The following is a 26,612-nucleotide window of genomic DNA, read 5'->3' on the forward strand; positions in this document are numbered from 1 at the left end:
CGCTTGAAGGCGGACTGGTAGATCAAAAGCAACGGCAGGATCCGTGCCGATCAAGGTCCCTCCCAGAGCAGATCCCCGGCGAACCCTATCTGTCGAAGCCCAGCAGCAGCGGGTCGTGGTCGGAGCTGCGCCACGGGCCCTGCACGTTGCGGCCCTGGTAACCGCTGGCGTCCTGCTCGTCGGCGTTGCTGTGCCATTCGGCGGCACCGCGCAGGCGCTTGGCCATGCCCGGGTTCAGCAGGGCGTGGTCGAGACGGCCGGTGTAACCGTTGTAGACGTAGCTGTAGGGATGCTCGACCTTGGCCACCTTGAACGCGTCCTGCCAGCCCAGGTCACGCAGGGTGCGGATCGGGTCCTCCATCGCGTAGGCGTTGAAATCGCCAAGCAGCACCGCGTCCCTGGCACCGGTACCGGTCGGGTCGGTCTGCAGCCAGGCGTGCAGCTGCTGCGCCGAGGTCACGCGGGTGGCGTTCCAGCAGCCCTGGTTGTCGTTGTGGTCGGCGTCGGCACTGCTCGCATCGCGGCAGCCCTTCGACTTGAAGTGGTTGGCGACCACCACGAACGGCGCACCGTGCTTGCCCTGGAAGGCCTGCGCCAGCGGCACGCGGCTGTGCTCGACGAACGGGCCGCCGGTCAGTGTGGCCGGCTTGCCCAGCGGTTGCAGGCGGTTGCTGCGATAGATGATGCCGACCCGGATCGGGTTGTCGCCGGGGCCGTTGCCGGCGTCGACGAAGCGCCAGTCGCCCTGCGCGCCGCGGTCGCGGTTGAGCGCATCGACCAGTTCGGCGATGGCCGACTGCGGGCCGTAGCCGTCGTTCTCCAGTTCCATCAGCGCAGCGACATCGGCGCCCAGCGCGTTGACCGTGGTGACCAGCTTGGCGAGCTGCGCCTTGTGCTCGTCCAGCGTGCGCGCGCCGCGCAACGTCGGGAAGCCACCGCCCTGGCCGTCACCATTGAAGAAGTTCTCCAGGTTGAAGGCGGCCACGTGCAGGCTGCCCGGCACCGTGGGTACTGCCGGGCGCTTCAGTTCCGGCAGCTTCAGCGCGCCTTCGACCTGCAGGCGCGGATGGCCCTGCGCGTCCACGCGCACGATGCCCTCCACGTTGCGCAGCTGCATGCCGGTGCGCAGCACCGGATTGCCCGGCAGGTAGGGCACGCTGGCGGGGTCGCGGGCAGTACGGCCATCTTCCAGCACCAGGCGGCGGCGCTGGTTGTCGGCCATCACCTGCTCATAGCCGGCAGAGCCCGGCGCGGCCACTTCGGTCGGCTGCCAGAGGCGGCCATCGAAGGCCACGGTGAGCTGGCCGAAGCGCTCCAGGCCGTCGGTACCGGCCAGGGTGAGCGGCGCAGCGATGCGCACGCGCTGCCCATCCAGCGCGCGCCAGTCGGCCGGCGCGGCGGTCAGCACCACCGGGGCGCTGCTGCGCGCGGCAGGGGGCGTCGCGATCGGCGTGGCCTGCGGCTGGGCCTGGGCGAACGCGCCGGCCGGCAGCAGCAGGGACAGGGCAAGGGCGAAGGAGCGGCGGTGCATCGACGGGCGATTCCTGGGAAGAGGGCGCACAGACTAACCCTGAAATGCGAAGCCCCGCCTGCAGGCGGGGTTTTGAGCTTGGTGGGCAAAGCCGCCGGCGGCGGAAGGAGAACGACCGGGGCGATGGGGCGACCGGCGGGTAAAGTCGACTGTCAGTCGACTATCGCGCGCAGCGCGGGCTTTTTCGGTGGCGTTGGGAAGAGCAGTCGACTGACAGTCGACTCTACCCCCGTTCCGCGGTTCCGCCATCCGGTTCGGCCGTTCCCCGTTCCGCGGTTCCGCCATCCGGTTCGGCCGTTCCCTGTTTCGACGTTTCCGCCGTTCTGCGGTTTGGCCGTTCCGGCGGTTACTTCAGGTTGGCCAGCATCCAGTCCACGGTGGCGTGGATCTGTTCTTCGGTCAGCGCCGGGTTGCCGCCCTTGGGCGGCATGATGCCGCCGTCGGGGCCGGTATAGCCCTCGATGGCGTGCTTGTAGAGGGTGTCCTTGCCCTGCGCGATGCGCTTGTCCCAATGCGAATGGTCCAGCGTTGGTGCCATGCCCACACCGTTGGTGTGGCAGGCGGTGCACAGGTTGTCGAAGATCACCTTGCCATCCTTGGTGCCGCCGTAGGCCACCTGCGACGCCGCCTTGGCCAGCGCGGCGGCCTTGGCCGCGGCCTGCGCGGCGGCGCCGGTGCTGCCGGCATAGACCGCGCCGGTGGGCGAAATGCGCTGTTCGGTGCGCTTGGCCGCAGTGGGCGACACCTCGGGCGGAATCCGGGTGTGCAGGTAGGCGGCAAGGAGGATGAGGCCGAGGGTGATGGTCGCCAGCAGCGCGATCACCATGGAGAAGCGTTTCAGGAACTCCAGATCGTAATTCCGCACTCTTCGTTACCCCTGGCTGATAGTCGTTGGACCACGGCTGAGCGACTGCGTGATGGACCGAGTATAGAACGCGCTTTGCGTGCGACAACAGGCGTCAACGCTGGTGCGGCGCAGCATGCCGGGGGCTGGGGTCAGATCCCTTTTGCGCCGCAAAAGGGATCTGACCCCAGCAACAGAAGCCGGCCAGCGGCCGGCGCTACCGGATTACCGGGGCGCCGATCGCGCGCAGGCAGAAGCTGCAGATCGCATCCACCAGCGCATCCTCGTCGCGGTGCGCTTCGCGGCTGGGTGCGGTGGGGCCGACCATCGCCTCGGTGAAGGCACCGACCAGGCAGGCGGCGGCCACATGCGCGTCCTGCGCCGGCAGTTCGCCGGCCGCCACGCCTTCTTCGACCAGCCGCAGGAACACGTCGCCAAACGCGCGGCGGCCGCGCATGCGCTCGGCTTCCACGTCCGGATCGACCGGTTCGACGATGAAAGCGTGCGCCAGCCCCGGCCCGGCCAGGGCGCGGCGGACGAAGGCGGTGATCGCCAGCCGCAGGCGCTCGCTGGCCGCCTCCGGGCCACTGGCGATGCGCTCCATGATCGCGACCTCGTGGGCCACGGCGGCGTTGAGGACCTCCACGAACAGCTCGGCCTTGGACGGGAAGTGGCGGTAGATCAGGCCGGTGGACACCCCCGCCTGGGTCGCCACGGCGGTCACCGGGGCGTTGCGCCAGCCGCCGGTCGCGACCAGTTCGCGGGTGGCCAGCAGGATCCGTTCACGGGCGCCCGCCAGGCGTTCTTCCATCAATGCAGAGCGTTTATAGGCCATGTTCTGATTCTAGTTTCAATTTTTGAATTCGTATTCACTTCTTATCCGAACCCCGCTACGCTGGGGCCATCGCCCGTGCGGGTGGCGGTCCTGCCGACCGCCGCCCGCTCCCCCGCCGGGTGCGTCCATTCCCTGCCATCCCGCCGTGGAGCCACCACAATGCACGTGCCATCCCTGAACTTCGATCTTGGCGAAGACATCGACCTGCTGCGCCAGAGCGTGGCCCATTTTGCCGCCGCCGAGGTCGCACCGCTGGCCGCCGAGGCCGATGCCAGCAACCAGTTCCCGCTGGCCCTGTGGCCGAAGCTGGGCGAGCAGGGCCTGCTCGGCCTCACCGTGGAAGAAGCATACGGCGGTACCGGCATGGGCTACCTGGCCCACGTGGTGGCGATGGAAGAAATCTCGCGCGCCTCCGGTGGCATCGGCCTGTCCTATGGCGCGCACTCCAACCTGTGCGTGAACCAGCTGCGCAAGAACGGCAATGAGGAACAGAAGCAGCGCTTCCTGCCCGGCCTGTGCGATGGCAGCCTGGTCGGTGCGCTGGCGATGAGCGAGCCGGGGGCCGGCTCGGACGTGGTGTCGATGAAGCTGCGCGCCGACAAGCGCGGCGACCGCTACGTGCTCAACGGCAACAAGATGTGGATCACCAACGGCCCGGATGCCGACGTGCTGGTGGTCTACGCCAAGACCGACATGGACGCCGGCGCCAAGGGCATCACCGCGTTCCTGGTCGAGAAGGGCATGAAGGGCTTCTCCACCGCGCAGAAGCTGGACAAGCTGGGCATGCGTTCTTCGCCCACCTGCGAGCTGGTGTTCCAGGACTGCGAGATTCCCGAGGAGAACGTGCTGGGCCAGGTCGGCGGTGGCGTGCGCGTGCTGATGTCCGGCCTGGACTACGAGCGCGTGGTGCTGTCCGGTGGCCCGCTGGGGCTGATGGCCGCGGCCATGGACGTGGTGATGCCCTACGTGCACGAACGCCACCAGTTCGGCGAACCGATCGGCAGCTTCCAGCTGATCCAGGCCAAGATCGCCGACATGTACGTGGGCCTGGGCGCCTGCCGCGCCTATGTCTATGCCGTGGCGCGCGCCTGCGACCAGGGCCGCACGACCCGCCAGGACGCCGCCGGTGCCATCCTGTACGCCGCCGAGAAGGCCACCTGGCTGACCGGCCAGGCGATCCAGATCCTCGGTGGCAACGGCTACATCAATGAATACCCGACCGGCCGCTTGTGGCGCGACGCCAAGCTGTATGAAATCGGCGCCGGCACCTCGGAGATCCGCCGCATGCTGATCGGCCGCGAACTGTTCCAGCGCACCCTGTAAGGCCACCGCGATGACCGTCCTGACCAGCCAGCTGCAACCGGGCAGCGAAACGTTTGAAAGCAACCGCGCGGCCATGCAGGCCGTGGTCGACGACCTGCATGCCACCCTGGCCCGCACCGCGCTGGGTGGCAGTGAGGCGGCGCGCGCCAAGCACACCGCGCGCGGCAAGCTGCTGGTGCGTGAGCGCATCGACGCCCTGCTCGACCCCGGCAGCGCCTTCCTGGAAATCGCGCCGCTGGCCGCGCACGGCATGTATGAAGACGCCGTGCCCGCCGCGGGCGTGGTGGCCGGCATCGGCCGGGTGAGCGGCGTGGAATGCGTGATCGTGGCCAACGACGCCACGGTCAAGGGCGGCACCTACTACCCGATGACGGTGAAGAAGCACCTGCGCGCGCAGGAGATCGCCGAGCAGAACCACCTGCCCTGCATCTACCTGGTCGATTCCGGCGGCGCGTTCCTGCCGCTGCAGGACGAAGTCTTCCCCGACCGCGATCATTTCGGCCGCATCTTCTACAACCAGGCCAACCTGTCGGCGCAGGGCATTCCGCAGATCGCCTGCGTGATGGGCAGCTGCACCGCCGGTGGCGCCTATGTGCCGGCGATGAGCGACGAGACCGTGATCGTGCGCGAACAGGGCACGATCTTCCTCGGCGGCCCGCCGCTGGTGAAGGCGGCCACCGGTGAAGTGGTGACGGCCGAGGAACTGGGGGGCGCCGACGTGCACACCCGCATCTCCGGCGTGGCCGACCACATGGCCGACAACGATCTGCAGGCGCTGGCACGGGTGCGCGCGATCATCGCCCAGCTCAACTGGCGCAAGCCGGAACCGGCGATGGCGGTGCAGGCCCCTGAAGCGCCGTTGCTGCCGGCCCATGAACTGTATGGCGTGATCCCGGCCGATACGCGCAAGCCCTACGACGTGCGCGAGGTGATCGCGCGGCTGGTGGATGGCTCGCGCTTCGACGAGTTCAAGCCGCGCTATGGCACAACGCTGGTGACCGGTTTCGCCCATCTGAACGGCTACCCGATCGGCATCATCGCCAACAACGGCATCCTGTTCTCCGAGTCGGCCCTGAAGGGCGCGCACTTCATCGAGCTGTGCACCCAGCGCAACATCCCGCTGGTGTTCCTGCAGAACATCACCGGCTTCATGGTCGGCCGCAAGTACGAACAGGGCGGCATCGCCAAGGACGGCGCCAAGCTGGTGATGGCGGTGGCCTGTGCCAAGGTGCCCAAGTTCACGGTCGTCATCGGCGGCTCGTTCGGTGCCGGCAACTACGGCATGTGCGGCCGTGCGTACTCGCCCAACTTCCTGTGGATGTGGCCGAACGCGCGCATCGGCGTGATGGGCGGCGAGCAGGCCGCCAGTGTGCTGGCCACGGTCAAGCGCGATGGCATCGAAGCCAAGGGCGGCCAGTGGCCGGCGGCGGAAGAGGATGCCTTCAAGGCACCGATCCGCGACCAGTTCGAACAGCAGGGCCACCCGTACTACGCCAGCGCGCGCCTGTGGGACGACGGCGTGATCGATCCGGCCGACACCCGCCAGGTGCTGGCGCTGGCGCTGTCGGCCAGCCTCAACGCCGCCCCGCAGCAGACGCGCTTCGGCGTGTTCCGCATGTGACCCGTGCCATGACCGAGCACGCTCCTATGAAGCACGTTGCCATGTTCAGCAAAGTCCTGATCGCCAACCGCGGCGAAATCGCCTGCCGCGTCATCGCCACCTGCCGCCGCCTCGGCATCGCCACCGTGGCGGTGTACTCCGATGCCGACCGCAACGCACGCCATGTGCGCCTGGCCGACGAAGCCGTCCACATCGGCCCGGCCGCCGCACGCGAGAGCTACCTGCGTGGCGATGCCCTGCTTGACGCCGCGCGCGCTACCGGCGCAGAAGCCATCCACCCCGGTTACGGCTTCCTGTCGGAGAACGCCGACTTCGCCGATGCCTGCGCCGCCGCCGGCATCACCTTCATCGGGCCACCGCCCAGCGCGATCCGTGCGATGGGTGACAAGAGCGCGGCCAAGGCGCTGATGGCCAAGGCCGGTGTGCCGCTGACGCCGGGTTACCACGGTGACCAGCAGGCGCCGGACTTCCTGCGCGCACAGGCCGATGGCATCGGTTACCCGGTGCTGATCAAGGCCAGCGCCGGTGGCGGTGGCAAGGGCATGCGCAAGGTCGAGCGCAGCGAGGATTTCGTCGATGCGCTGGCCAGCTGCCAGCGCGAGGCAGCCTCGGCGTTCGGCAACGACCACGTGCTGGTCGAGAAGTACGTCGAACGGCCGCGCCATATCGAGATCCAGGTGTTCGGCGACAGCCACGGTGAAGCGGTCTACCTGTTCGAGCGCGATTGCTCGGTGCAGCGCCGCCACCAGAAAGTCCTGGAAGAGGCTCCCGCCCCAGGCATGAGTGCCGAGCGCCGCGCCGCGATGGGCAAGGCCGCGGTCGATGCGGCGCGCGCGGTGGGCTACGTCGGTGCCGGCACGGTGGAGTTCATCGCCGGTCCGGACGGCGATTTCTACTTCATGGAAATGAACACCCGCCTGCAGGTCGAGCACCCGGTCACCGAATACATCACCGGCACCGACCTGGTGGAGTGGCAGCTGCGCGTGGCTTCGGGCCAGCCGCTGCCGCTGCGCCAGGACCAGCTGGCCATCCATGGCCACGCGATCGAAGCGCGGCTGTACGCCGAAGATGCCGATCGTGGCTTCCTGCCGTCCACCGGCACCCTGCGCCGCCTGCGCCTGCCGGCAGCGTCGGCCCACGTGCGCGTCGATACCGGCGTGGAGGAAGGCGACAGCATCACCCCGTACTATGATCCGATGATCGCCAAGCTGATCGTCTGGGACGTGGACCGCGACGCCGCGCTGCGCCGCATGAGCCAGGCACTGGCCGACTGCCAGGTGGTGGGCGTGACCACCAACGCTGGTTTCCTGCGCCGCCTGGTGAATACCGGTTCGTTCGCGCAGGCCAGGCTGGATACCGCGCTGATCGAACGCGAACAGGCGGCATTGAGTGCCGTCGGCGATGCGGGTGCGGACCTGTGGCTGCTGGCCGCCGTGGCCGCAGTGGCAAGCACGGCACCCGCCAGCACCGACGCGCGTGATCCGCATTCGCCGTGGCAGTCACAGGATGGCTGGCGCCTGGGCGCGTGCGCGCCGCGCGTGCTGCCGCTGCAGCAGGGCGAGCGCCGGCACACGCTGAAGGTGTGGGCGCAGGCCGATGGCTGGCGCGTGCAGTGCGATGACGCAGCACCGGTGCGGGTGATCGGCACGGCCGATGTGCGCGGGCTGGCGGTGCAGCTGGGCGGGCGCCGCTGGACACTGCAGCTGCTGCGTGACGGCGACCAGCTGTACCTGTTTGGTGCCGATGGCCAGCATCGCTTCACCCTGCACGATCCGGTCAGTGAATCGGACCATGCCGTGGCCGACGCCGGCAGCCTGCTGGCCCCGATGCCGGGCAAGATCGTGGCCACGCTGGTCGCTGCCGGTACCGAGGTCAAGCGCGGTACGCCGCTGGTGGTGCTGGAGGCAATGAAGATGGAGCACACCCTGCAGGCACCGGCCGATGGCACGGTGAAGGGTTACCGTGCCAAGGCCGGCGACCAGGTCGGCGACGGCGCGGTGCTGGTGGACTTCGAGGCGGCCTGATCGCCGGGGCGGCGGCCGCTCAGGGGCCGTCGCCCGCCACCACCCGCCCGGCCGGATCGAATTCGGCCGTATCCAGCGTGGCGCTGCGCCAGCCCAGGCCACAGATGGCCATCGCGCTCTGGCCGATGCCATCGAAGCCGAAGGCACGATCGACATCGGCATCGTTGATCGCCGCTGTCACGAACGCTGCCAGCCCGCGCTCGGTGGCGCACAGGTACAGCAACTGCGAAATGTGGCCCACGTCCAGCGTCACCGCACGGTGCGCCTTGGCATGGTTGCGGTACTTCCAGAAGCAGCGGTCATAGCGCGGCGCCAGCACCAGCAGCGCCGGCGCATCGGCGAACCACGCCTGCCCGGACAGCATCCGCCGTGCCATCGCAGGCAACGCCTGCGGCGGCGGCGACGGCAGCGGCAGCACGGCGTGCTGCACCGGATGATAGTGGTACAGGCCCGGTGCCAGTCCTTCCACGTTCTGCACCAGCAGGAAGCCCTCAGTGGGATGCAGGCCGCCACCGGAAGGCACGTTCTTCTTCAGGAACTCGGTATCACGCTCGACCTTCTGCACCGCGTGGGCCATCAGCGTGCGCTGCAGCACCTGGGCCAGCAGCGGCAGTGGCAGCGCGCGCTGCGGGTCGAAGTTGCGGCAGGTCGCGCGGCGCGCCAGCAGGGCGTCGAACGCCGCCTCTTCGCTGCGCGGCAGTGGCTGGTAGTCGCCCTGCATCGGCTGCACCACCGGCGGCGGCGGCCCGAGGCGCTGGCGCAGGCCGGCGGCGGTGTCCAGGCCCTGCCGGCGCATGTCGTCCACGCTGTCCACGGCCTGCCAGCGCGCGTGGCGATGGGCCAGCGCGGCCAACGGCCACCACTGGCTGCGCCGCAGCGCTTCGTCGCGCATCTGGTGCCCCACCTCGCTCGGTGGGTCGGTCAGCAGCAGGCCCTGTTCGACCAGGCGGGCCAGCATGGCCGGGGACGCATCGGCCGGCGGTTCGCTCCAGCGGTGCGCGCTGAGCTCGCCCAGCAGCTGGCGCTCCTCGGCATCGACCGGCAGCGGCTGGTCCAGATGGGCGGCCAGCGCCACCCAGCTGATCTGGCTGTCCATCTCGGCATGGCCGGCCAGCATCGCGCGCAGGTCCAGGGTGACCGCCTCGCGCGGCTCGAACATCAGGCTGGCGCAGCGGCGCAGGCGCATCGGTTTCCTTCCTTGTGCCGCACAGCCGGCATAGCAGCAACGACCGCAGCGCGGCCAACTTTAGCGATGTGCACCGCCCGGCCCTCAATGGCAGGCTGTCGCGGCCGATACGAGTAGCTCCACCTACGGACGTTCCCCATGAGCACCCATCCCCGCCTCTCCGCCGCGGACGCCAGCACCCTGCTGGACCATCTGATCGGCAATGACGACTTCCGCCGCCACTTCACTGCTGCGCCGGGCGAGGCGCTGGCCTCGATCGGCCTGGATGCGGCCGTCGGTGAAAGCGACTGCATGAAGATTGACACCCTGGCCCCGGTCGAGGAGCTGCGCCGGGTGCGCGATGCACTGCAGGCCCATCTGTCCGGTTCGGTGGCAGCCATGACGGTGGTGTTCTGCTTCGAAGCGGGCAGGGTCGGCGAACGCATCGACGGTTGAGCCGCCATCAGGGTGCGCCCGTCGCGGCCGGCGTCGCCCAGGTCGAGACATCATGCACGTTCAGCGGTTGCCATACCTGCAGCGCGGTGACCTCGGCAATCGCCCGGCCACGGTGCTGGGCCAGCCAGGCCTGCTGCCGGCGCACGGCCGCGTCGTCGCCCTGCGCACGCAACGCGAGCAGCAGCACCACGTGGGCCTGCACCGGCTCGTTGCCGTCGAGCATCGGCTCGATCAGGGTACGGGCGGCATCCGGTCGCTGCATCTGCAGCTGATCCTCCGCGCTGACGATGCGCAGCCAGCGTTCCGCGACTGGACTACGCAGGCTGCTCAGCAGCGGCCGCTGCTCGTCCAGCCAGCGCCTGGCCAGATCGAACTGGCCCTGGCGCTGGGCCAGGTGCACCAGCGCCAGCCATTGCAGGCCACGCGCATGCAGCATGGGATCATCGCGCTCCTGCAGCATCGGCTGCAGCAGTGCGGCGGTGGCCTGCAGTCCGGTCCGGTCCGCCGTGCCGCACAGCGCCGATACGCTGGCGTGCTGCAGTCGCTGCTGCACCTGGAAGTCGGCCAGCGTCGGCGCCGGTGCGTCTTCGCGTACCGCCTGCTGCATGGCCGCGCAATCGCGCTGCGCGGCCGCCAGCAGCAGTTGCGCGCGCAGCTTCATGCGCTGCTGCAGGGCATCGGCGGCACGGATCTGCGGCAGCAGTTGCGCGGCCTTGGCGTACTGGCCCTGCGCGACCAGCACGTCCACGCCGGTCTCATCGGCATCATCACGACCGCGCAGGACCTGTGCCTGGGCCAGCGTCTCGGCCGCCAGCTGCGGCTGGTTGGCGGCGATCTGTATCCGCACCAGGTGGACCAGCGGATACAGGCGCAGCGGATCCTGCGGCACCGCGGCCGCACGCGCATAGGGTTCGGCCTCGCTGAACTGGTTGGCCTGCAACAGGTACCAGGACGTGTTGGACAGCCCGGCGAACGAATCCGGATAGACCTTGGCCAGCGTGCGCCAGTGCTCCAGTGGCCAGCCACCGGGCTCCAGCTCGGCCATCCAGGCCTTCAGGTACAGCCGCTCGCGTGGCGGCAGGCGATCCTGCAGGTCCAGCGCGTGCTGCATGGCTTCGCGCGCGCGCCGCCCTTCCTCGACGCGCGCATGCAGCTTGGCCACGCCCATGTAGGCCAGGGCAAAACCGGGATCGATGTCGATCGCGGCCTGGTAGAGGTTGCGTGCCTCCTCGAAGCGACGCTGGCCCAGCGCGCTTTCGGCCAGCGCGAACGCACGCAGCGCGCGCAGGTCCTGGGTCGAGGCGCGCGGCAGCGGCAGCGATTGCTCGAGGCTGGCCACCGACTCGCCCAGTCCGCGGCGCAGGCGACCGACCACGTCGTCCACCGCGAACACCATCTGGTCGGATCGATCGGCGGTGGCGGTGAAGGTCTGGATCACCTGGCCACTGCCCGGCGCGGCAACATCGATGGCCAGCTCGTAGCCACCGATCTTCTGCCGCACGGTCGGCAGCAGCACCGCGCGCGCGCCCTCACGCACCGCCACATCGACCGCGGTATCGCGGTTGAGCCGGGTATCGCCCGAGAGCCGCGCCATTTCCAGGCTTTCGCGGATCTTGCCTTCCGACAGCACGTTCACGTAGCGCGACTGCTCCAGCGCGATCCGGATCGCGTGCCGCATCGAGTCATCGAAGATCGGATCGCCGGTGAGGTTGTCGACATCGCCAAGCACCACCCAGTCACGTTCGGCGAAGGCAATGGCCGGCTCCGACCGCAGCAGCAGCCAGCCGCCGAGCACGGCCGCGGCCAGGATCAGGCCTTCGGCGGCCATCACCAGCGGTTGCCGCCACAGCGGCAGGTCGCGGCGCGCCTTGGCGTTGGCGCGCGGCATGCGCAGCGGCGCCGAGCCGATCTCGCCCACTTCGATCACTTCCTGCACCACCGGCACGCCCTTGAAGCGCCAGCGCCCGTGCGACTTCCACAGCAGGCGCGCGCCACGCTCACCCAGTGCATCGGTGGCGCGGCGGGTGAGCGATTCGGCGACCGCTGACAGCAGGATCTGGCCGGGGCGGGCCAGCGTCATCAGGCGCGCGGCCATCGGCTTGGCCAGGCCTTCCACTTCCATCGACTTGGCACCGGCGCGAACCGCTTCGGCGCTGTTCTCCCAGGTCAGCACGTCGCCCACGTGCAGGCCGGCGCGCGCGCGCAGTTCGATCGCGCGCTGCTGGCCCAGCGCGTGCAGTTCGCGCTGGTAGTCCAGGGCGAAGCCCAGGGCGTCGACGGCGCGCTCGAACAGCATGAACAAGCCATCGGAGCGATCGATCAGCTGGCCGTTCCAGCGCTGCTGCAGCACCAGTACCAGGCGGTCGTGTTCCTGGAACAGGCTTGCCGCCGCCACATCGCCGATCCGCTCGACCAGCTGCAGCGAATCACACAGATCGGTGAACAGCAGGGCGCGTAGCTGGGGGCTATGCGGGGCTGACGTTCCGTTGTCGCCATTCATCGCCTGCCTCTCCCTATTGGCCGTCCGGATCATCCGCCCAGCGCAGGCAGTTGCCGCCATCGCGCTTGGCCTGGTACAGCGCACGATCCGCGCAGGCATACCACTCGCTCCAGCCTGCCTCCGGCGCCAGCAGGCAGGCACCGATGCTGACCAGGCTCACATGCGGCGTGCCATGGCTGCGCTCCAGCAGGCCATGCACCGCACTGATGATGAACTCGGCCGCGTGCTGCACGATCTCGCGGTTGCCGCGGCGCAGGATCAGGCAGAACTCATCGCCGCCGAGCCGGCATGCCAGGTCCTGCTCGCCGGCCATCGAGCGCAGGATGTTGCCCATGCTCTGCAGCACGCGGTCGCCGGCCTGGTGGCCATGGCGGTCGTTGATCTGCTTGAAGCGGTCACAGTCGATCAGCAGCAGTGCCTGCGGTGGCCCGTCGGCATGCACGCGGCATTCCTGCAGGTACAGGGTGAGGCCACGGCGGTTGTGCAGGCCGGTCAGCTCATCGGTTCGCACCAGCTCACGGGTGTGGGTCAGCTGGTGGGTGGTGATGTACAGGTTGTCCAGCGCGGTTTCCAGGTCGTGGTTGCGGCGGCGCAGCTGGCTGATCAGGGCCTGTTCGTTGGTCAGCACGCGCATGATCGTGCGACGCAGGAAGTACGCCACCAGCCCGGGATCGGATTCGACCAAGCGGTGGAAGTCGGCCGGCCCCAGCTCCAGCACATCGCAGTCGACCAGCGCACGCGCGCTGGCGCTGCGCAGGTGATCGCCGACCAGCAGGCCCAGTTCTCCGAAGAACTCGTGCCGCCCGAGCGTCTTGATCACCAGGTCCTCGCCGAAGTCCAGTTCGATCTGGCCGTCGAGGATCACATACATGCGCTCGCCGCGGTGGCCACGCTGGAACAGCCACTGTCCGGCATGAAGCTTGCATGGGCGGGCGAATCTGGCAAACAATGCCACCTCGGCATCGGACAACAGCGCGTGCACGATCTCGGCCATCGCCACGCGGGCGATACCTGTCGTCATATCACTGTTCTCGGCCGCACCCCTGCCGGTCATTCCCTGCACCCGCCGCCAGCGTCCCCTGGTGAGCCGCGGAGCATAGCACCGCTTTAAAGTGTGCGTCCTATCTCATTTTGAGCCTTCCGCCCCGCTTCCCGGATGTGAAGATCGGCGGTGGCCCGTTCTGGTCACCGGTGTCCGGGCAAAACCCTTGCCGGATCAATCCGATGCCGGGTTTCACAGGGTTTCGGCCAAGTTGCCGGGGCCGGGGTGCGCCTGATTGACGCTGCCCGCTGGCCGCCTGCTTGCATCGATACAACAACGCCGGCAGGTCCCCCGACCGGCCGGCGTTGTCTGGCCCTTCCCTGGCCACCCTGATCACCCGGTGCCCGGTAGTGCCGGCCGCTGGCCGGCAGCTGCATGGGCTTCGGAAACATCGATGGGTTGCCGGCCAGCGGCCGGCACTACCGGATCACGCGGCGCGTTCGCTGCGCCCGCCATGGAACTGCTCTTCCTCGGTGGAGCCTGTCAGCGCGGTGGTCGACGACTGGCCCTGCTGGATCGCCTGGGTCACCGCGTCGAAGTAGCCGGTACCGACCTCGCGCTGGTGCTTGACCGCAGTGAAGCCACGCTCGGCCGCTTCGAACTCGGCTTCCTGCAACTCGACGAACGCGCTCATCTGGCGGCGTGCGTAGCCGTGGGCCAGATTGAACATGCCGTAGTTCAACGCATGGAACCCGGCCAGGGTGATGAACTGGAACTTGTAGCCGTAGCTGCCCAGTTCGCGCTGGAACTTCGCAATGGTGGCGTCGTCCAGGTTCTTCTTCCAGTTGAAGCTGGGCGAGCAGTTGTAGGCCAGCAGCTTGCCCGGGAACTTCGCGTGGATCGCCTCGGCGAACCTGCGTGCGAACTCCAGGTCCGGCTTGCCGGTCTCGCACCACACCAGGTCGGCGTAGGGCGCATAGGCCAGGCCGCGGCTGATCGCCTGGTCCAGGCCGTTGCGGGTCTTGTAGAAGCCTTCGACGGTGCGCTCACCGGTGGTGAACGGCCTGTCGTTGCCGTCGATGTCGCTGGTCAGCAGATCCGCCGCTTCGGCATCGGTGCGCGCCACCAGCAGGGTCGGCACACCCAGCACATCGGCGGCCAGCCGCGCGGCATTGAGCTTCTCGATCGCCTCGCGGGTCGGCACCAGCACCTTGCCGCCCATGTGGCCGCACTTCTTCACCGAGGCCAGCTGGTCCTCGAAGTGCACGCCGGCAGCACCGGCCTCGATCATCGCCTTCATCAGTTCGAAGGCGTTGAGCACGCCGCCGAAGCCAGCCTCGGCATCGGCCACGATCGGCTGCAGGAAATCGATCTCGTCCTTGCCTTCGGCGTGGTGCAGCTGGTCGGCGCGCAGCAGCGTGTTGTTGATGCGCTTGACCACCGCAGGCACCGAATCGGCCGGGTACAGCGACTGGTCCGGATACATCTGGCCAGCCAGGTTGGCGTCGGCCGCCACCTGCCAACCGGACAGGTAGATCGCCTTCAGCCCGGCCTTGACCTGCTGCATGGCCTGGTTGCCGGTCAACGCACCCAGCGCGTTGACGAACTCGCGCTCGTGCAGCGACGCCCACAGCTTCTCCGCACCCAGGCGGGCCAGCGAGTGCTCGATGTGGACGGTGCCGCGCAGGCGCACCACGTCGGCGGCGCTGTAGTTGCGCTGGATGCCTTCCCAGCGCGGGTTGGTGTCCCAGTCGTGCTGGATCTGTTCGGCAGTGGGCAGCGTGCTCATGTCTTTCTCCAGTTCGGTTCGTGCGTACAGCGGGGAGGGAAACGGCGGGAGGGCGGGCAGTCGGTCAATCGATGCGCGCGTAGGCCGGCAGGGTCAGGAAATCGGTCAGTTCGTCACTGCGGCTCAGTTCGCCGAGCAGGGCGATGGCCTCGCCGATGCGCGCGCCGCCGGGCAGCGCGGTGGTGTCGCCCAGCCGCGCCGGCAACTGCGCCAGGGTGGCGTCCAGCAGGGCCAGGTCGATCGCGGTGCCATCGTCCAGCTGCTGGCCCGGCGTATGCAGCCACTGCCACAGCTGGCTGCGGCTGATCTCGGCGGTGGCCGCGTCCTCCATCAGGTGGTGGATCGGCACGCAGCCGTTGCCATCCAGCCAGGCGGCCAGGTAGCGCACGCAGACTTCCACGTTGCCATCGAAGCCGGCGCGGGTGATGGTGCCCGGCGGCCGCGCGATCAGTTCGTCGCGGCCGACGCGCACATCCTGGCGCAGCACGCCGTGCTGGTTCGGGCCGGGCATGTGCTCGTCGAAGATCGCCATCGCCACCGGGATCAGCGCCGGGTGCGCGACCCAGGTACCGTCATGGCCGGCGCTGACTTCGCGCAGCTTGTCGGCGCGCACGCGGGCCATCGCCTGTTCGTTGGCGGCGGCATCGTTGTTGATCGGAATCTGCGCGGCCATGCCGCCCATCGCATGCGCACCGCGGCGGTGGCAGGTCTGGATCAGCAGTTCCGAATACGCCTTCAGGAACGGCTGGGTCATGGTCACCTGGCCGCGTTCGGGCAGCACGCGGTCGGCGTGGCGGCGGAAGGTCTTCAGGTACGAGAAGATATAGTCCCAGCGCCCGCAGTTAAGGCCGACGATGCGGTCACGCAGCGCGTGCAGGATCTCGTCCATCTCGAACACCGCCGGCAGCGTTTCGATCAGCACGGTCACCTTGATCTGGCCATGCGGCAGGCCCAGCATGCCCTCGATGTGCGACAGCGCGGTCTCCCACAGCGCCGCCTCTTCCATGCTCTGCAGCTTGGGCAGGTAGAAGTACGGGCCACGGTCCTTCGCCTGCAGGGTGCGGGCGTTGTGGAAGGCGAACACCGCCGCGTCGAACAGGCCACCGGCGAGGAACTGGCCGTCGATGCGCACGTGCTTTTCGTCCAGGTGCCAGCCACGCGGGCGCACGATCAGCACCGCCTGTTCGTCGTACGGGCGCAGCGTGTAGTGCTTGCCATTGGGGGCGGTGTACTGCAGATCGCCGCGCACCGCCGCAGCCAGCGACTGCTGGCCGGCCAGCAGGTTGCGCCAAGTCGGCGAGGTCGAATCCTCGAAGTCGGCCATGAACACCTTGGCGCCGGAGTTCAGCGCGTTGATGACCATCTTCGGGTCGGTCGGCCCGGTGATCTCGACGCGGCGGTCCTGCAACGCGGCCGGCAGCGGCGCCACGCGCCAGTCGCCGCTGCGGATCGCGGCAGTGTCCTCGCGGAAGTCCGGCAGGCCGCCCTGGTCGAAGAACGCCTGACGCTCGCGGCGGGCCTGCAGCCGTGCCTGCCGGCCCGGTTCCACCGCGCGGTGCAGCGACACCAGCAGGGCCAGCAGCGGCGCCGGCAGCAGGGTGTCCTGGCCGGCCACGCGGGTCGCCAGAGCGATACCGGGGGTGGCCTTCGCGGCGGGGGTGGGAACAGCGGAAGCGACGGCGGACATGGGGCGACTCCAGCGGTGGGGGAACGACTCCACGGTGCCGCCGGGCCTGAGTATTTGGCAAAACAGTTTTTGCAATGTTTTACATAAGTTGTGCTAATACTCGTGACACGATGAGCACACGCACCCCGCCAAGTCCGCGTTTTTCCTACAAATCGGATCGGCTGAAGCCGTTGCGCGCGTTCTGCCAGACCGTACGCCTGGGTTCGGTCTCACGGGCAGCTGAGGCGCTGTTCGTCAGCCAGCCAGCCATCAGCCTGCAGTTGCAGGCCCTGGAACGGGAGCTGGGGGTGCCATTGTTCGAGCGCAGCGGGCGGCGCCTGGTGCCCAGCCGCGAGGGCCAGCTGCTGTACGAAATGGCGCAGCCGCTGGTGGAGAACCTGGACGGGCTGGAGGCCCGCTTCCGCGACAAGGTGCGCGGCCTGGATGCGGGCGAGCTGAACATCGCCGCCAACAGTTCGACGATCCTGTACCTGCTGCCGAAGATCGTCGAGCGCTTCCGCCTGCACCACCCGGACGTGCGCCTGACCCTGCACAACGCGATCAGCGCCGATGGCACCGACCTGCTGCGCGAGGATGCCGCCGACCTGGCAATCGGTTCGATGACCGATGTACCGGCCGACCTGACCTACGCCCCGGCCTACCGCTTCGAGCAGGTCCTGATCGCTCCGCACGACCATCCTCTGGCTGCCGGTGGCGAGCTGGAGCTGGCTGACATCGCGCGCTATCCGCTGGTGCTGCCGCCGAAGCGGCAGATCACCTACCGCCTGGTCGACCAGGTGTTCCAGCGCCACCGCATCGCCTACACGGTGGCGCTGGAGGTGGGCGGCTGGGAGGTGATCAAGCAGTACGTGGCGATGGGGATGGGGATTTCGATCGTGCCGGCGCTGTGCCTGCACGAGGCCGACCGCGAGCGGCTGGCGGCGCGATCAATGAAGCGCTGGTTCCCCGAGCGCAGCTACGGGGTGATCGTGCGCCGTGGCAAGGCACTGTCGGCGCAGGCGCGGGCGTTCATCGAGCTGATCCAGCCGGAGTTGTTCAGTCCGCGCGATTACGACCAGAGCGGGCATTCAGAGCGGTGAGGGAAGTTCGGCAGGGCTGCGCCCTGCACCCGCAGAGGCCGAAGCAACAGCAACGGCGACAGCGGGCTTTCCGTGGGATGGCGGGGTGGGTCCGGTTACGGGGGACGCCGTAAATCCGTCCATGGAGGCTCGGTCGCGCCATCCATGGCGCTCACGCCCCCGCAACCGGACCCACCCCGCCTTCGACAGTTTTCTGCGAACTGTGGGCGGGGTCGGATCCCGTTGCGGCGCAACGGGCTCTGACCCCGCCTCTGATTCATTTCCGGCTGACGATGAATAAACTGGACCCATGTCCATCGAACTCCGTCACCTGCGCTACTTCCTCGCTGTCGCCGATACGCTGCACTTCGGCCAAGCGGCGGAGCGGCTGGGCATGTCGCAGCCACCGCTCAGCCAGCAGATCCGCCAGCTGGAGGAACTGATCGGGGCGCGCCTGTTCGTGCGCAGCCATCGCCGCGTGCAGCTGACGCCTGCTGGGGAGCTGTTGCAGGAACGCGCGCGCGCGATCGTGCAGCAGGTGGAAACCGCAGTGGACGAGGTGCAGCGTGCGCAGCGCGGCGAGCAGGGTGAACTGCATATCGGCCTGACCCGCGCTACGCCGCTGTCGCCGCAGATTCCGCGTTCGATCCTGCGCTACCGCCAGCAGTACCCGCAGGTGCGGCTGCAGCTGAGCGAGATGAACACCCTGCAGCAGATCGATGCGCTGCTGGAGGGCCGCCTGGACGTGGGCATCATCCGCAAGCGCGCATTGCCGCCGGAGCTGGTGGCGCACAGCCTGTTCGTCGATCCGCTGGCGCTGATCGTGCATGCCGACCACCCTGCCCTGCGCAGGCTGTCGAAGCAGGGCACGGTGTCGTTGCGCGACTTCGCACAGGAGCCGTTCGTGGCATTTCGCCGCAGTGCGGGCGCGGGCATCCATGACCACATGATCGCGTTGTGCGCGGCCGCCGGGTTCACGCCGCGCATCGTGCAGGAAGCCGGCGAGGCGTCGACATTGATCAGTCTGGCCGCCGCCGGGCTGGGCGCGGCGATCCTGCCATCGTCCTGCGACCACATCCGGGTGGAAGGCGCACGCTTCGTCGCGCTGGCCGACGCCGGCGCGCATTCGGAGGTGCAGCTGGCGTGGCATCGCGAGCGCGTCACGCCGCTGATCCGCAACTTCGCCGGGCTGCTGCGCGGGGCGTTCGCCGGTAGAGTCGACTGTTAGTCGACTATCGGGCGCAGCGCGGGGGTTTTCGCGGTCTGATGGAAGAGCAGTCGACTAACAGTCGACTCTACCTCGGCAACCCCACATGGGCCGGCATGCCGGCCAGCGGCCGGCACGACCGTACGCGGTGGGTCACGCGGTGACCGGCTGCGGGGCGCGCTGCTGCAGCGCCCAGACGATGCCGCCCCCGATCAGGGTCAGCACGGCAGCGAACGCGCACACGCCCAACCAGTCCCAGGCCGCGTAGGCCAGGCCACCGACCCCGCCCAGCACGCTGGAGCCCAGGTAGTAGGCGAACAGGTACAGCGCCGAGGCCTCGGCGCGCATCGTACCAGCGCGGCTGCCAACCCAGCTGCTGGCCACCGAGTGGCCACCGAAGAAGCCGAAGGTCACCAGCGCGATGCCCAGCGCCATCGTGCTCAGCCACGGCATCGCCAGCAGCGCGATGCCGGCGCCGATCAGCGCGAACGAGATCGACAGGATGCGGCCGCGCCCGTACCGCGTGGCCTGCTGGCCCATCCACGCCGAACTGAAGGTGCCCACCAGGTACACGCTGAAGATCAGGCCGACCACGGTCTGGCTGAGGTGGTACGGCGGCGCCAGCAGGTGGTAGCCCAGGTAGTTGTAGAGGGTGACGAACACGCCCATCAGCACGAACGAGGTGGCGAACAGCCACGGCAGGCCCGGGTCGGCGAACAGCAGGCGCCAGCGCGACGGCAACTGGCGCAGGCCATCGCGGCGGGGATGGAAATGGCGCGACGGCGGCAGCTGCAGCCACAGCAGCACGGTGCTGGCCACGGCGATGATCGAGACCACCCCGATGCCCCAGCGCCAGCCCCAGTGATCGGCGATGATGCCGGCCAGCAGGCGCCCGCTCATGCCACCGATGGCGTTGCCGCCGATGTACAGGCCCATCGCCAGGCCCAGCGCGCGGCTGTCCATTTCCTCGACCAGGTAGGTCATCGCCACCGCCGGCACGCCACTCAGTGCCAGGCCGAGCAGGGTGCGCAGCACCAGCAGCGTGGTCCAGTCATCCACCAGCGCCGTGCTCAGCGACAGCATGGCCGAGGCCAGCAGCGCGACGATCATCAACGGGCGACGGCCGACCGAGTCGGACAGCAGGCCGGCCAACAGCATTGCCACGGCCAGCGTGCCGGTGGTCAGCGACAGCGACATCGCGCTGCCGGCGGCCGACACGCCGAAGTGGCGGCTGAACTCGGGCAGCAGCGGCTGCACGGTATACAGCAGGCCGAAGGTGGAAAAGCCGGCCAGGAACAGTGCCAGCGCGGTGCGGCGGAAGGCCGGCGTTCCCTGCTGGATGCGGGTTTCGGCGCTGGAGTCGACAGTGTGGGGGCGGCGTTCGACGGCCGCCGCGGTTTCGCCAGTCATGGGATCGATGGGCCGGTGGGGGGACGGCCGGGCATGGGAGGGAACGGGCCTCAGACTAGGCCCGTCGATCCAGTCGATCCATAACCTGATAGATCAGGATTGATATATAGGAAGTATCAATTCAGCTTAAAGGCGTTGCCACTCGAAACCGTCACCGCGGCGGTAGTACACCGCCACCGCGCGGCCATAGATCTTGTCGGCATCGACGAAACCGAAGAAGCGGCCGTCGAAGCTGTTGCCACGGTGGTCACCCAGCACCAGCACCTTGCCCGCCGGCACCACCAGGTCGGCGATGTCCGGACCGCCCCCCATGTCCAGATCGAGGCGGGCTCGGCGCTCGCCGAAGGCTTCCACGTCCTGCAGGTCGGCAATCTGCAGCGGCTGGCCGTTGATGCTCAGATGGCCCTCGCGCATCTGCACATGGTCACCGGCCACCGCCGCCACGCGCTTGATCAGCCGGGTGCCGTCGGCCGGTGAATCGAACACCGCCACTTCACCGCGCTGCGGAACGCCGGTGGACATCAGTTCCTTGCCGGTGAACGGCAGGCGCAGGCCATAGGCACGCATGTCCACCACCACCCGGTCGCCGGGCTGCAGGGTTGGCTGCATCGAGCCACTGGGCACCACGTAGTGGTTGGCCAGGGTATCGCGGGCCGCGGCGAGCAGGCCGAGCATCACCAGCAGCGGCAATGCTTCCTTCTTCAGCCAGAGCAGCGCGCGTTCGGGAAGGGGAGGACGGGCAACAGCATCCATGACAGGCTCCGGGTAGGGGAAGCTGCATCAGACCCCATCCGGGCCGGAGAGGTTCCCGTGCCGCCCTGCGAGCCTGGGCCCGGCGCTACGAAAGGGGTTACGCAGGTTTTACGCGCCGGCCCGGCTGCGGGCATCGCACCTTTACGGGCAGCACGCGCATCGTGTGCCCACCGCGCCACAGGGCGCATTCCGCAAGGTGTTGTATGACCCTCCTGGTGATCCGCCACGCCTCTTCGTCGGCACCGCGTCCCCAACTGCCGGCACAGCTGGCCGGCCATCGCGTGCTGTGCAGCGACTGCGCCAGCCTGTCCGAAGTGCGCCAGTGCCTGTGCCAACCGCAGGCGCGTTCGGCCGACTGGGTGCTGCTGGATGTCGGCGTGGCCGACGACGCGCAATGGCAGGCCGAGGGCGGCGCGTTGCAGGCGGCGCTGGAGCGGCTGCCGGCGCAGTACATCGAACTGCAGTCGCCCAGCGAGCCAGGCCTGGACGCGCGCCTGCGCCTGCAGCACGGTCCGGCCGCCGTGGTGGTCGACCAGCGCAGCCAGCAGGCCGGGTACCCGTTGTCGCTGGCCATCGTCGGCCGTCGCCTGGCACAGGAGGGCTGAGCCATGTCGATCTTCATCATCCGCGGCCCGGAAGCGGCCGGCGCACTGATCCGTACCGCGATGCCACTGCCGGCGCCGGTACTGAAGTCGCTGGTGCATCGCGCGATCGACGCCGGAACCAGCGTGGCGATCCGCGCCTGCGGGTCGGAACAGGAACTGCTCGATGCGCTGCGCGTGGCCGATCACAGCCGCGGCGAAGTGACGCTGCTCGACCCGGGCGCGTGCGCCAACAGCCTGCGCCTGCAACGCCTGCTGCCCTACCTGCACAATGCCTACGTGGAGGTCCACGACGACGGTGCGGTGGCCGAGCCCTGCCTGCCGGCCGGTGTCGGCCAGCGCCTGGGCATCGCCGCCGGCTATGGCGCGCAGAGCTACGTGCTGGCGCTGGATATCGCGCTGGATCACCTGGGGTTGGCCGAACAGGCCAACCGGGTGCACGTGGGAACGTGATGGCCGGGCGGTGCCCGGTAGTGCCGGCCGCTGGCCGGCAACCTCGACGGCAACGGCTGGCATTCCGTGGGATGACGCGATCTGCAGTGGATCCACGCCCTGCGTGGATGAGCGGCACACTGCGGAATCTGTCGATGGCATCCACGCAACGAAAAACGGCGGGGTTTCCCCGCCGTTATTTCTTTCGCACTTCAGGTCACGCTTACTTCAGCCCGCGGAACTTCAGCAGCGGTTCCACCGACGGATCCTTGCCGCGGAAATCGCGGTACAGGGTCGACAGCTCCACGCTGTTGCCGCGCGAGAGGATCTTGTCGCGGAACTCCTGGCCGTTGGCCGCCGTCAGCCCACCGTGCTCGGTGAACCACTGGTAGGCGTCATGGTCGAGCACTTCGGCCCAGAAGTAGGCGTAGTAACCGGCCGAGTAACCACCACCCCAGATGTGGTCGAAGTAGGTGGTGCGGTAACGCGGCGGCACCTGCGGCAGGTCGACCTTGAACTTCTTCAGCGCGCTGGCTTCAAAGGCGCCGACATCCTGCAGCGGCGCATCGGCCTTCTGGGTGTGCCAGGCCAGGTCCAGCAGCGCGGCCGACAGGTACTCGGTGGTCGCATAGCCCTGGTTGAAGCTGCGCGCCTTGAGGATCTTGTCGACCAGTTCCTGCGGCATCGCCTCGCCGGTCTTGTAGTGCTTGGCGTAGTTGGCGAACACCTTCGGGTCCAGCGCCCAGTGCTCGTTGAACTGCGACGGGAACTCGACGAAGTCGCGCGAGGTGGCGGTGCCGGCGATCGACGGGTACTTCACGTTCGAGAACATGCCGTGCAGCGCATGGCCGAACTCATGGAACATGGTGGTGACGTCGTCGAAGCTGATCAGCGCAGGCTGGCCGGCGGCCGGCTTGGTGAAGTTGCAGACGTTGTAGACCACCGGCTTGGCACCGGTCAGGCCGTCCTGTTCGACGAACACGTCCATCCAGGCGCCGCCGGACTTGCTGTCACGCTTGAAGTAGTCGGTGTAGAACAGGGCCAGCGAGGTGCCGTCCTTGTCGAACACTTCGTACACCTTCATGTCCGGGTTGTAGGTCGGAATGTCGGTGCGCGGCTTGAAGGTGATGCCGTACAGCTGGGTGGCGGCGTAGAAGACGCCGTTCTGCAGCACGTTGTCCAGTTCGAAGTACGGCTTGATCTGCGACTCGTCCAGATCGTACTTGGCCTTGCGCACCTGCTCGGCGTAGAAGTCCCAGTCCGATGCGGCGACCTGGAATCCGCCCTTCTGCGCGTCGATGACCTTCTGGATCTCACCGGCTTCGGCGCGCGCCTTGGCGGTGGCGGCCGGCACGGTGTCGGTCAGCAGCTTGAGCGCGGCAGCCGGGGTCTTGGCCATCTGGTCGCCCAGCTGGTAGTCGGCGAAGGTGTCGAAGCCGAGCAGCTTGGCCTTCTGCGCACGCAGCTGGGCCAGGCGCTGCACGGTCTGCCGGGTGTCGTTGGCATCACCGCGCTCGGCGCGGGTCTCCGAGGCCTTCAGCACGGCGGCGCGCTGGTCGCGATCGCTCAGCGAGCCGAGCACCGGCTGCTGGGTGGTGTTCTGCAGCGGCAGCAGGAACTTGCCGTCCAGCTTGCGTTCCTTGGCGGCGGCCGCGGCGTTGTTGATCGCATCCTCGTCCAGGCCGGCCAGCTTGGCCTTGTCGTCGACGACGACGGCCGCAGCGGCGGTGGCGGCCACCAGGCGGGTATGGAACTGGGTGGAGAGGGTGGTCTCTTCCACGTTGAGCTTGCGCAGGGTCGCCTTGTCAGCGTCGGACAGCTGCGCACCGGCGCGCACCAAGCCATCGTAGTAGTGCTCGACCAGGCGCTTCTGCACCGGGTCCAGCTCCAGCGTGTCACGCTGGTCGTACAGCGACTTCACGCGCGCGAACAGCTTCGGGTCGAGGTTGATCTCGTCTTGGTGCGCGGCCAGCTTCGGCGCCACTTCTTCCTGGATCTTCTGGCGCGCATCGTTGGTGTCGGCCTGGACCAGGCCGAAGAAGATGCGCGACACGCGGGTCAGGGTCTCGCCGCTGCGCTCCATCGCCACGATGGTGTTGTCGAAGGTGGCCGGCTCGCTGCTGTCGGCGATCTTGCGCACGTCGGCCAGGTGCTGGCGCATGCCCTCTTCGAACGCCGGCAGGTAGTCGCTGTCCTTGATCTTGTCGAACGGCGGGGCCTGGAACGGCAGCGTGCTGGCACTCAGCAGCGGATTGGTGGAGGCTTCGGCCGGCTGCTGGGCCGGGGTCTTCTGGGCATCGGACACGGGGGTGGACTCCTTGCCGGAACAGGCCGCCAGCGCCAGGCTGATGGCGGCGGCCAGGACTACGGTACGCGACATGTAAAACGCTCCTTGGACAGACGGTATGGATACCAGCCCTCCACCCTACTCCTGTCGCGCTCGCCCGGCATGTGCCGGACGTGGCGTCTATGCGGCGGCCTGCAACCGGCTCAGACCGTGCCGCGGGTCTTGCCGATCCAGGGCCGGTAGAACTCCCGGATGGCAGCCATGTCGGCCACATCGTCGCCGCTCGGGGTGAACAGCGGACCGATGCCGATGGTCTTTTCCGGATAGTGGAAATACGCGGTCAGGATCGGTACGTCAGCCATCCGGGCAATCTTCAGGAAGCCGGCCTTCCAGTCCTTTACCGCCTTGCGGGTGCCCTCGGGGGTGATGGCGAACCACATCTTCTCGTTGTTGCGCAGCAGGTCCACGGCCTGGCCCACCGTGCCCTGCGGCGAGCTGCGATCGAGCGGGATCACGCCCAGCCGGTGCAGCAGCGGGCCCAGCGGCCACCAGAACAGCGACGCCTTGCCCAGCACCTTCACCTTCATGCCCAGCGCGATCTTCGCTGCCATGCCCCACAGCCCGTCCCAGTTGGACGAATGCGGGGCAATGATGAAGACCAGCCTGGGGATGTCAGGCAGGGTGCCGGTCACCTTCCAGCCCCCCAGGCGCAGGGTGCAGCGCGCCAGCCAGCGCAGGAAGGCGTTGGGTTTGACCTGCGGCATCTGCGGCGGCACGGCCGGCAGCAACGAAGTCGGGTTGTTCAAGCAATCACTCCCAGTCACGTGATGAGCGCCCGCGCTTGATCTGCGCGCGCCCGCGTTTGGCGTCCAGACGACGCAGTTTCGACCCGAGGGTCGGCTTGGTGGCCTTGCGCGGTTTGGGCACGCTCAGCCCGGCCTGGATGAAGGCCGCCAGCCGCTCGCGCGCATCCTCGCGATTGCGATCCTGGGTGCGGAAACGTTGCGCGTCGATGACCAGCACGCCTTCGCCGGTCATGCGCCGGTCACGCCGCGCCAGCAGCCGCGCGCGCAACGGTTCGGGCAACGAGGGCGAGTTGGCCACGTCGAAACGCAGTTCCACCGCGGTGGACACCTTGTTGACGTTCTGGCCGCCGGCGCCACTGGCGCGCACGAACCGCTCGACGATCTCGCCGTCGGGGATTTCAAGCTGCGCGCTGATGGTGACCGGTCCACTGCCCATCCGCGCATTGTAGCGGCAGGCACGTGGTGGAGTGCGCCATCGCGCCCCGTATGCCGCCGATCAGGCACCGAACACGCCGCCTTCGCCTGGGCTGCGGGTATGCTGGCGGTCCCATGTACCGCAGGAAGCCCCGCATGACCCGCTTCACACCCGCCCTGCCGTCCCTGCTGCGCCGCGCCGCCTTGCTGCTGGCCCTGGCCGTGGCCAGCGTTCCGGCCCTGGCCGCCCCGCCGACCGACGGCGACATCAACCGCCTGCTGTCGGCCTCGCGCGCGCAGAGCATGATCGACACCATGGTGCCGCAGATCGAAGCCATGCAGCAGCAGCAGTTCCAGCAGGTGGCCGCGCAGCGCCAGCTCACCGCCCAGCAGCAGGAACAGCTGAAGCGGATCCAGGCCCGGACCAGCCAGACCCTGCGCCAGGCGATGTCTTGGCAACAGCTGCGGCCGATGTACGTGGACCTGTACAAGAAGACCTTCAGCAAGGAAGACGTGCTGGCAATGGCCGAGTTCTACGAGAGCGCGGCCGGCCAGAGCCTGCTGGACAAGACCCCGGCGCTGATGCAGAACGTGATGGTGGCCATCCAGGCCCGCATGCAGCCCCTGTTTGCAGACCTACAGAAGGACCTGGAAGCGATCGTCAACGAACCGGAAAAGAAATGAGGTAGTGCCGGCCGCTGGCCGGCTCCCCAGTACATCTGGCATCACGCAGCTGCCGGCCAGTGGCCGGCACTACCGTCAAACGGTGTCCACCTGCCAGCCGAACAGGTCCAGCGCCCTCTGGAATTCACGGTCCAGCGGCCCACTGACATCCACGGCGCCGCCATCGGGATGCGGGAAGCGCAGGCGCTCGGCGTGCAGCAGC

22 protein-coding genes and 1 pseudogene are annotated in these 26,612 nt (G+C 68.4%); 9 read left to right on the top strand and 14 right to left on the bottom strand.

Going from position 1 to position 26,612, the window contains the following annotated elements:
* Positions 1 to 85: 85 nt before the first annotated feature.
* From BLS66_RS18735 to BLS66_RS18745, 3 genes are all read right to left on the bottom strand, one after another.
* Positions 86 to 1,531 carry an ExeM/NucH family extracellular endonuclease gene (locus BLS66_RS18735; protein WP_057494531.1) on the bottom strand — a complete coding sequence of 482 codons (1,446 nt, stop codon included), beginning with the start codon at positions 1,529 to 1,531 and terminating at the stop codon, positions 86 to 88.
* Between the two features lie 346 nt (positions 1,532 to 1,877).
* Positions 1,878 to 2,396, bottom strand: a complete 519-nt coding sequence (locus BLS66_RS18740; RefSeq protein ID WP_049467966.1) for a c-type cytochrome — start codon at positions 2,394 to 2,396, stop codon at positions 1,878 to 1,880.
* Between the two features lie 196 nt (positions 2,397 to 2,592).
* Entirely contained in the window at positions 2,593 to 3,210 is a 618-nt protein-coding gene (locus BLS66_RS18745; protein WP_049467968.1) for a TetR/AcrR family transcriptional regulator, read from the bottom strand.
* A gap of 159 nt (positions 3,211 to 3,369) precedes the next feature.
* Here BLS66_RS18745 and BLS66_RS18750 point away from each other — a divergent pair, with 159 nt between their 5' ends.
* Genes BLS66_RS18750 through BLS66_RS18760 form a run of 3 tightly spaced genes read left to right on the top strand, consistent with a single transcriptional unit; the run spans position 3,370 to position 8,178 of the window.
* Entirely contained in the window at positions 3,370 to 4,533 is a 1,164-nt protein-coding gene (locus BLS66_RS18750; RefSeq protein WP_053461863.1) for an isovaleryl-CoA dehydrogenase, read from the top strand.
* Positions 4,534 to 4,543: 10 nt separating this feature from the next.
* Positions 4,544 to 6,154, top strand: a complete 1,611-nt coding sequence (locus BLS66_RS18755; RefSeq protein ID WP_074726521.1) for a carboxyl transferase domain-containing protein — start codon at positions 4,544 to 4,546, stop codon at positions 6,152 to 6,154.
* 8 nt (positions 6,155 to 6,162) lie between these two features.
* The gene (locus BLS66_RS18760; RefSeq protein WP_425513296.1) at positions 6,163 to 8,178 is read left to right on the top strand and encodes an acetyl/propionyl/methylcrotonyl-CoA carboxylase subunit alpha; all 2,016 of its coding nucleotides are present in this window, start codon (positions 6,163 to 6,165) and stop codon (positions 8,176 to 8,178) included.
* Positions 8,179 to 8,197: 19 nt separating this feature from the next.
* On the opposite strand, the gene BLS66_RS18765 is transcribed toward BLS66_RS18760, so the two are convergent.
* Positions 8,198 to 9,364: a putative peptide maturation dehydrogenase gene (locus tag BLS66_RS18765; RefSeq protein ID WP_074726522.1), complete on the bottom strand. Its 1,167-nt coding sequence runs from the start codon at positions 9,362 to 9,364 to the stop codon at positions 8,198 to 8,200.
* Between the two features lie 138 nt (positions 9,365 to 9,502).
* Between BLS66_RS18765 and BLS66_RS18770 the strand changes: the two genes are divergently transcribed.
* Positions 9,503 to 9,799 (top strand): NHLP-related RiPP peptide, encoded by a 297-nt coding sequence (locus BLS66_RS18770; protein ID WP_049467976.1) that lies wholly within the window; start codon positions 9,503 to 9,505, stop codon positions 9,797 to 9,799.
* Between the two features lie 7 nt (positions 9,800 to 9,806).
* On the opposite strand, the gene BLS66_RS18775 is transcribed toward BLS66_RS18770, so the two are convergent.
* The 4 genes from BLS66_RS18775 to aceB all read right to left on the bottom strand — a co-directional run bounded on the left by BLS66_RS18775 (position 9,807) and on the right by aceB (position 16,757).
* Entirely contained in the window at positions 9,807 to 12,299 is a 2,493-nt protein-coding gene (locus BLS66_RS18775; protein ID WP_074726523.1) for a putative peptide modification system cyclase, read from the bottom strand.
* Between the two features lie 13 nt (positions 12,300 to 12,312).
* Positions 12,313 to 13,353, bottom strand: a complete 1,041-nt coding sequence (locus tag BLS66_RS18780) for a GGDEF domain-containing protein (protein WP_049467980.1) — start codon at positions 13,351 to 13,353, stop codon at positions 12,313 to 12,315.
* A 415-nt stretch (positions 13,354 to 13,768) separates the two neighbouring features.
* Positions 13,769 to 15,070 carry an isocitrate lyase gene (aceA, locus tag BLS66_RS18785; protein WP_049467982.1) on the bottom strand — a complete coding sequence of 434 codons (1,302 nt, stop codon included), beginning with the start codon at positions 15,068 to 15,070 and terminating at the stop codon, positions 13,769 to 13,771.
* A gap of 64 nt (positions 15,071 to 15,134) precedes the next feature.
* Positions 15,135 to 16,757: a malate synthase A gene (gene aceB / locus BLS66_RS18790; RefSeq protein WP_049467984.1), complete on the bottom strand. Its 1,623-nt coding sequence runs from the start codon at positions 16,755 to 16,757 to the stop codon at positions 15,135 to 15,137.
* 110 nt (positions 16,758 to 16,867) lie between these two features.
* Between aceB and BLS66_RS18795 the strand changes: the two genes are divergently transcribed.
* Together BLS66_RS18795 and BLS66_RS18800 are read left to right on the top strand one after the other, a co-directional pair.
* Positions 16,868 to 17,836 (top strand): LysR family transcriptional regulator, encoded by a 969-nt coding sequence (locus tag BLS66_RS18795; protein ID WP_053461858.1) that lies wholly within the window; start codon positions 16,868 to 16,870, stop codon positions 17,834 to 17,836.
* Between the two features lie 289 nt (positions 17,837 to 18,125).
* Positions 18,126 to 19,043 carry a LysR family transcriptional regulator gene (locus BLS66_RS18800; protein ID WP_049466732.1) on the top strand — a complete coding sequence of 306 codons (918 nt, stop codon included), beginning with the start codon at positions 18,126 to 18,128 and terminating at the stop codon, positions 19,041 to 19,043.
* Between the two features lie 132 nt (positions 19,044 to 19,175).
* Here the strand turns inward: BLS66_RS18800 and BLS66_RS18805 are convergent, their stop codons facing one another.
* Together BLS66_RS18805 and lepB are read right to left on the bottom strand one after the other, a co-directional pair.
* The gene (locus BLS66_RS18805; protein WP_074726524.1) at positions 19,176 to 20,432 is read right to left on the bottom strand and encodes an MFS transporter; all 1,257 of its coding nucleotides are present in this window, start codon (positions 20,430 to 20,432) and stop codon (positions 19,176 to 19,178) included.
* A 126-nt stretch (positions 20,433 to 20,558) separates the two neighbouring features.
* Positions 20,559 to 21,185 carry a signal peptidase I gene (gene lepB / locus BLS66_RS18810; RefSeq protein ID WP_057493984.1) on the bottom strand — a complete coding sequence of 209 codons (627 nt, stop codon included), beginning with the start codon at positions 21,183 to 21,185 and terminating at the stop codon, positions 20,559 to 20,561.
* A gap of 203 nt (positions 21,186 to 21,388) precedes the next feature.
* Between lepB and BLS66_RS18815 the strand changes: the two genes are divergently transcribed.
* Together BLS66_RS18815 and BLS66_RS18820 are read left to right on the top strand one after the other, a co-directional pair.
* Complete coding sequence (locus BLS66_RS18815; RefSeq protein ID WP_053461854.1) at positions 21,389 to 21,790, top strand: hypothetical protein; 402 nt, start codon at positions 21,389 to 21,391, stop codon at positions 21,788 to 21,790.
* 3 nt (positions 21,791 to 21,793) lie between these two features.
* Entirely contained in the window at positions 21,794 to 22,240 is a 447-nt protein-coding gene (locus BLS66_RS18820) for a 3-dehydroquinate dehydratase (protein ID WP_004153636.1), read from the top strand.
* A gap of 202 nt (positions 22,241 to 22,442) precedes the next feature.
* Here the strand turns inward: BLS66_RS18820 and dcp are convergent, their stop codons facing one another.
* The 3 genes from dcp to arfB all read right to left on the bottom strand — a co-directional run bounded on the left by dcp (position 22,443) and on the right by arfB (position 25,748).
* A complete protein-coding gene (gene dcp, locus BLS66_RS18825; RefSeq protein ID WP_057493986.1) occupies positions 22,443 to 24,599 on the bottom strand; it encodes a peptidyl-dipeptidase Dcp in 2,157 nt (718 codons plus the stop codon).
* 110 nt (positions 24,600 to 24,709) lie between these two features.
* Entirely contained in the window at positions 24,710 to 25,312 is a 603-nt protein-coding gene (locus BLS66_RS18830; RefSeq protein ID WP_049466721.1) for a lysophospholipid acyltransferase family protein, read from the bottom strand.
* A 4-nt stretch (positions 25,313 to 25,316) separates the two neighbouring features.
* Entirely contained in the window at positions 25,317 to 25,748 is a 432-nt protein-coding gene (gene arfB / locus BLS66_RS18835) for an alternative ribosome rescue aminoacyl-tRNA hydrolase ArfB (RefSeq protein ID WP_005420755.1), read from the bottom strand.
* A 113-nt stretch (positions 25,749 to 25,861) separates the two neighbouring features.
* On the opposite strand from arfB, the gene BLS66_RS18840 reads away from it, so the two are divergent.
* Positions 25,862 to 26,410: a DUF2059 domain-containing protein gene (locus BLS66_RS18840; protein WP_425513297.1), complete on the top strand. Its 549-nt coding sequence runs from the start codon at positions 25,862 to 25,864 to the stop codon at positions 26,408 to 26,410.
* Positions 26,411 to 26,485: 75 nt separating this feature from the next.
* Here BLS66_RS18840 and BLS66_RS20980 read toward each other — a convergent pair.
* A pseudogene (locus BLS66_RS20980) lies at positions 26,486 to 26,612 on the bottom strand (pseudouridine synthase); the annotation flags it as partial.

The organism is Stenotrophomonas pavanii (genome assembly GCF_900101175.1).
Classification (GTDB): Bacteria; Pseudomonadota; Gammaproteobacteria; order Xanthomonadales; family Xanthomonadaceae; genus Stenotrophomonas; species Stenotrophomonas pavanii.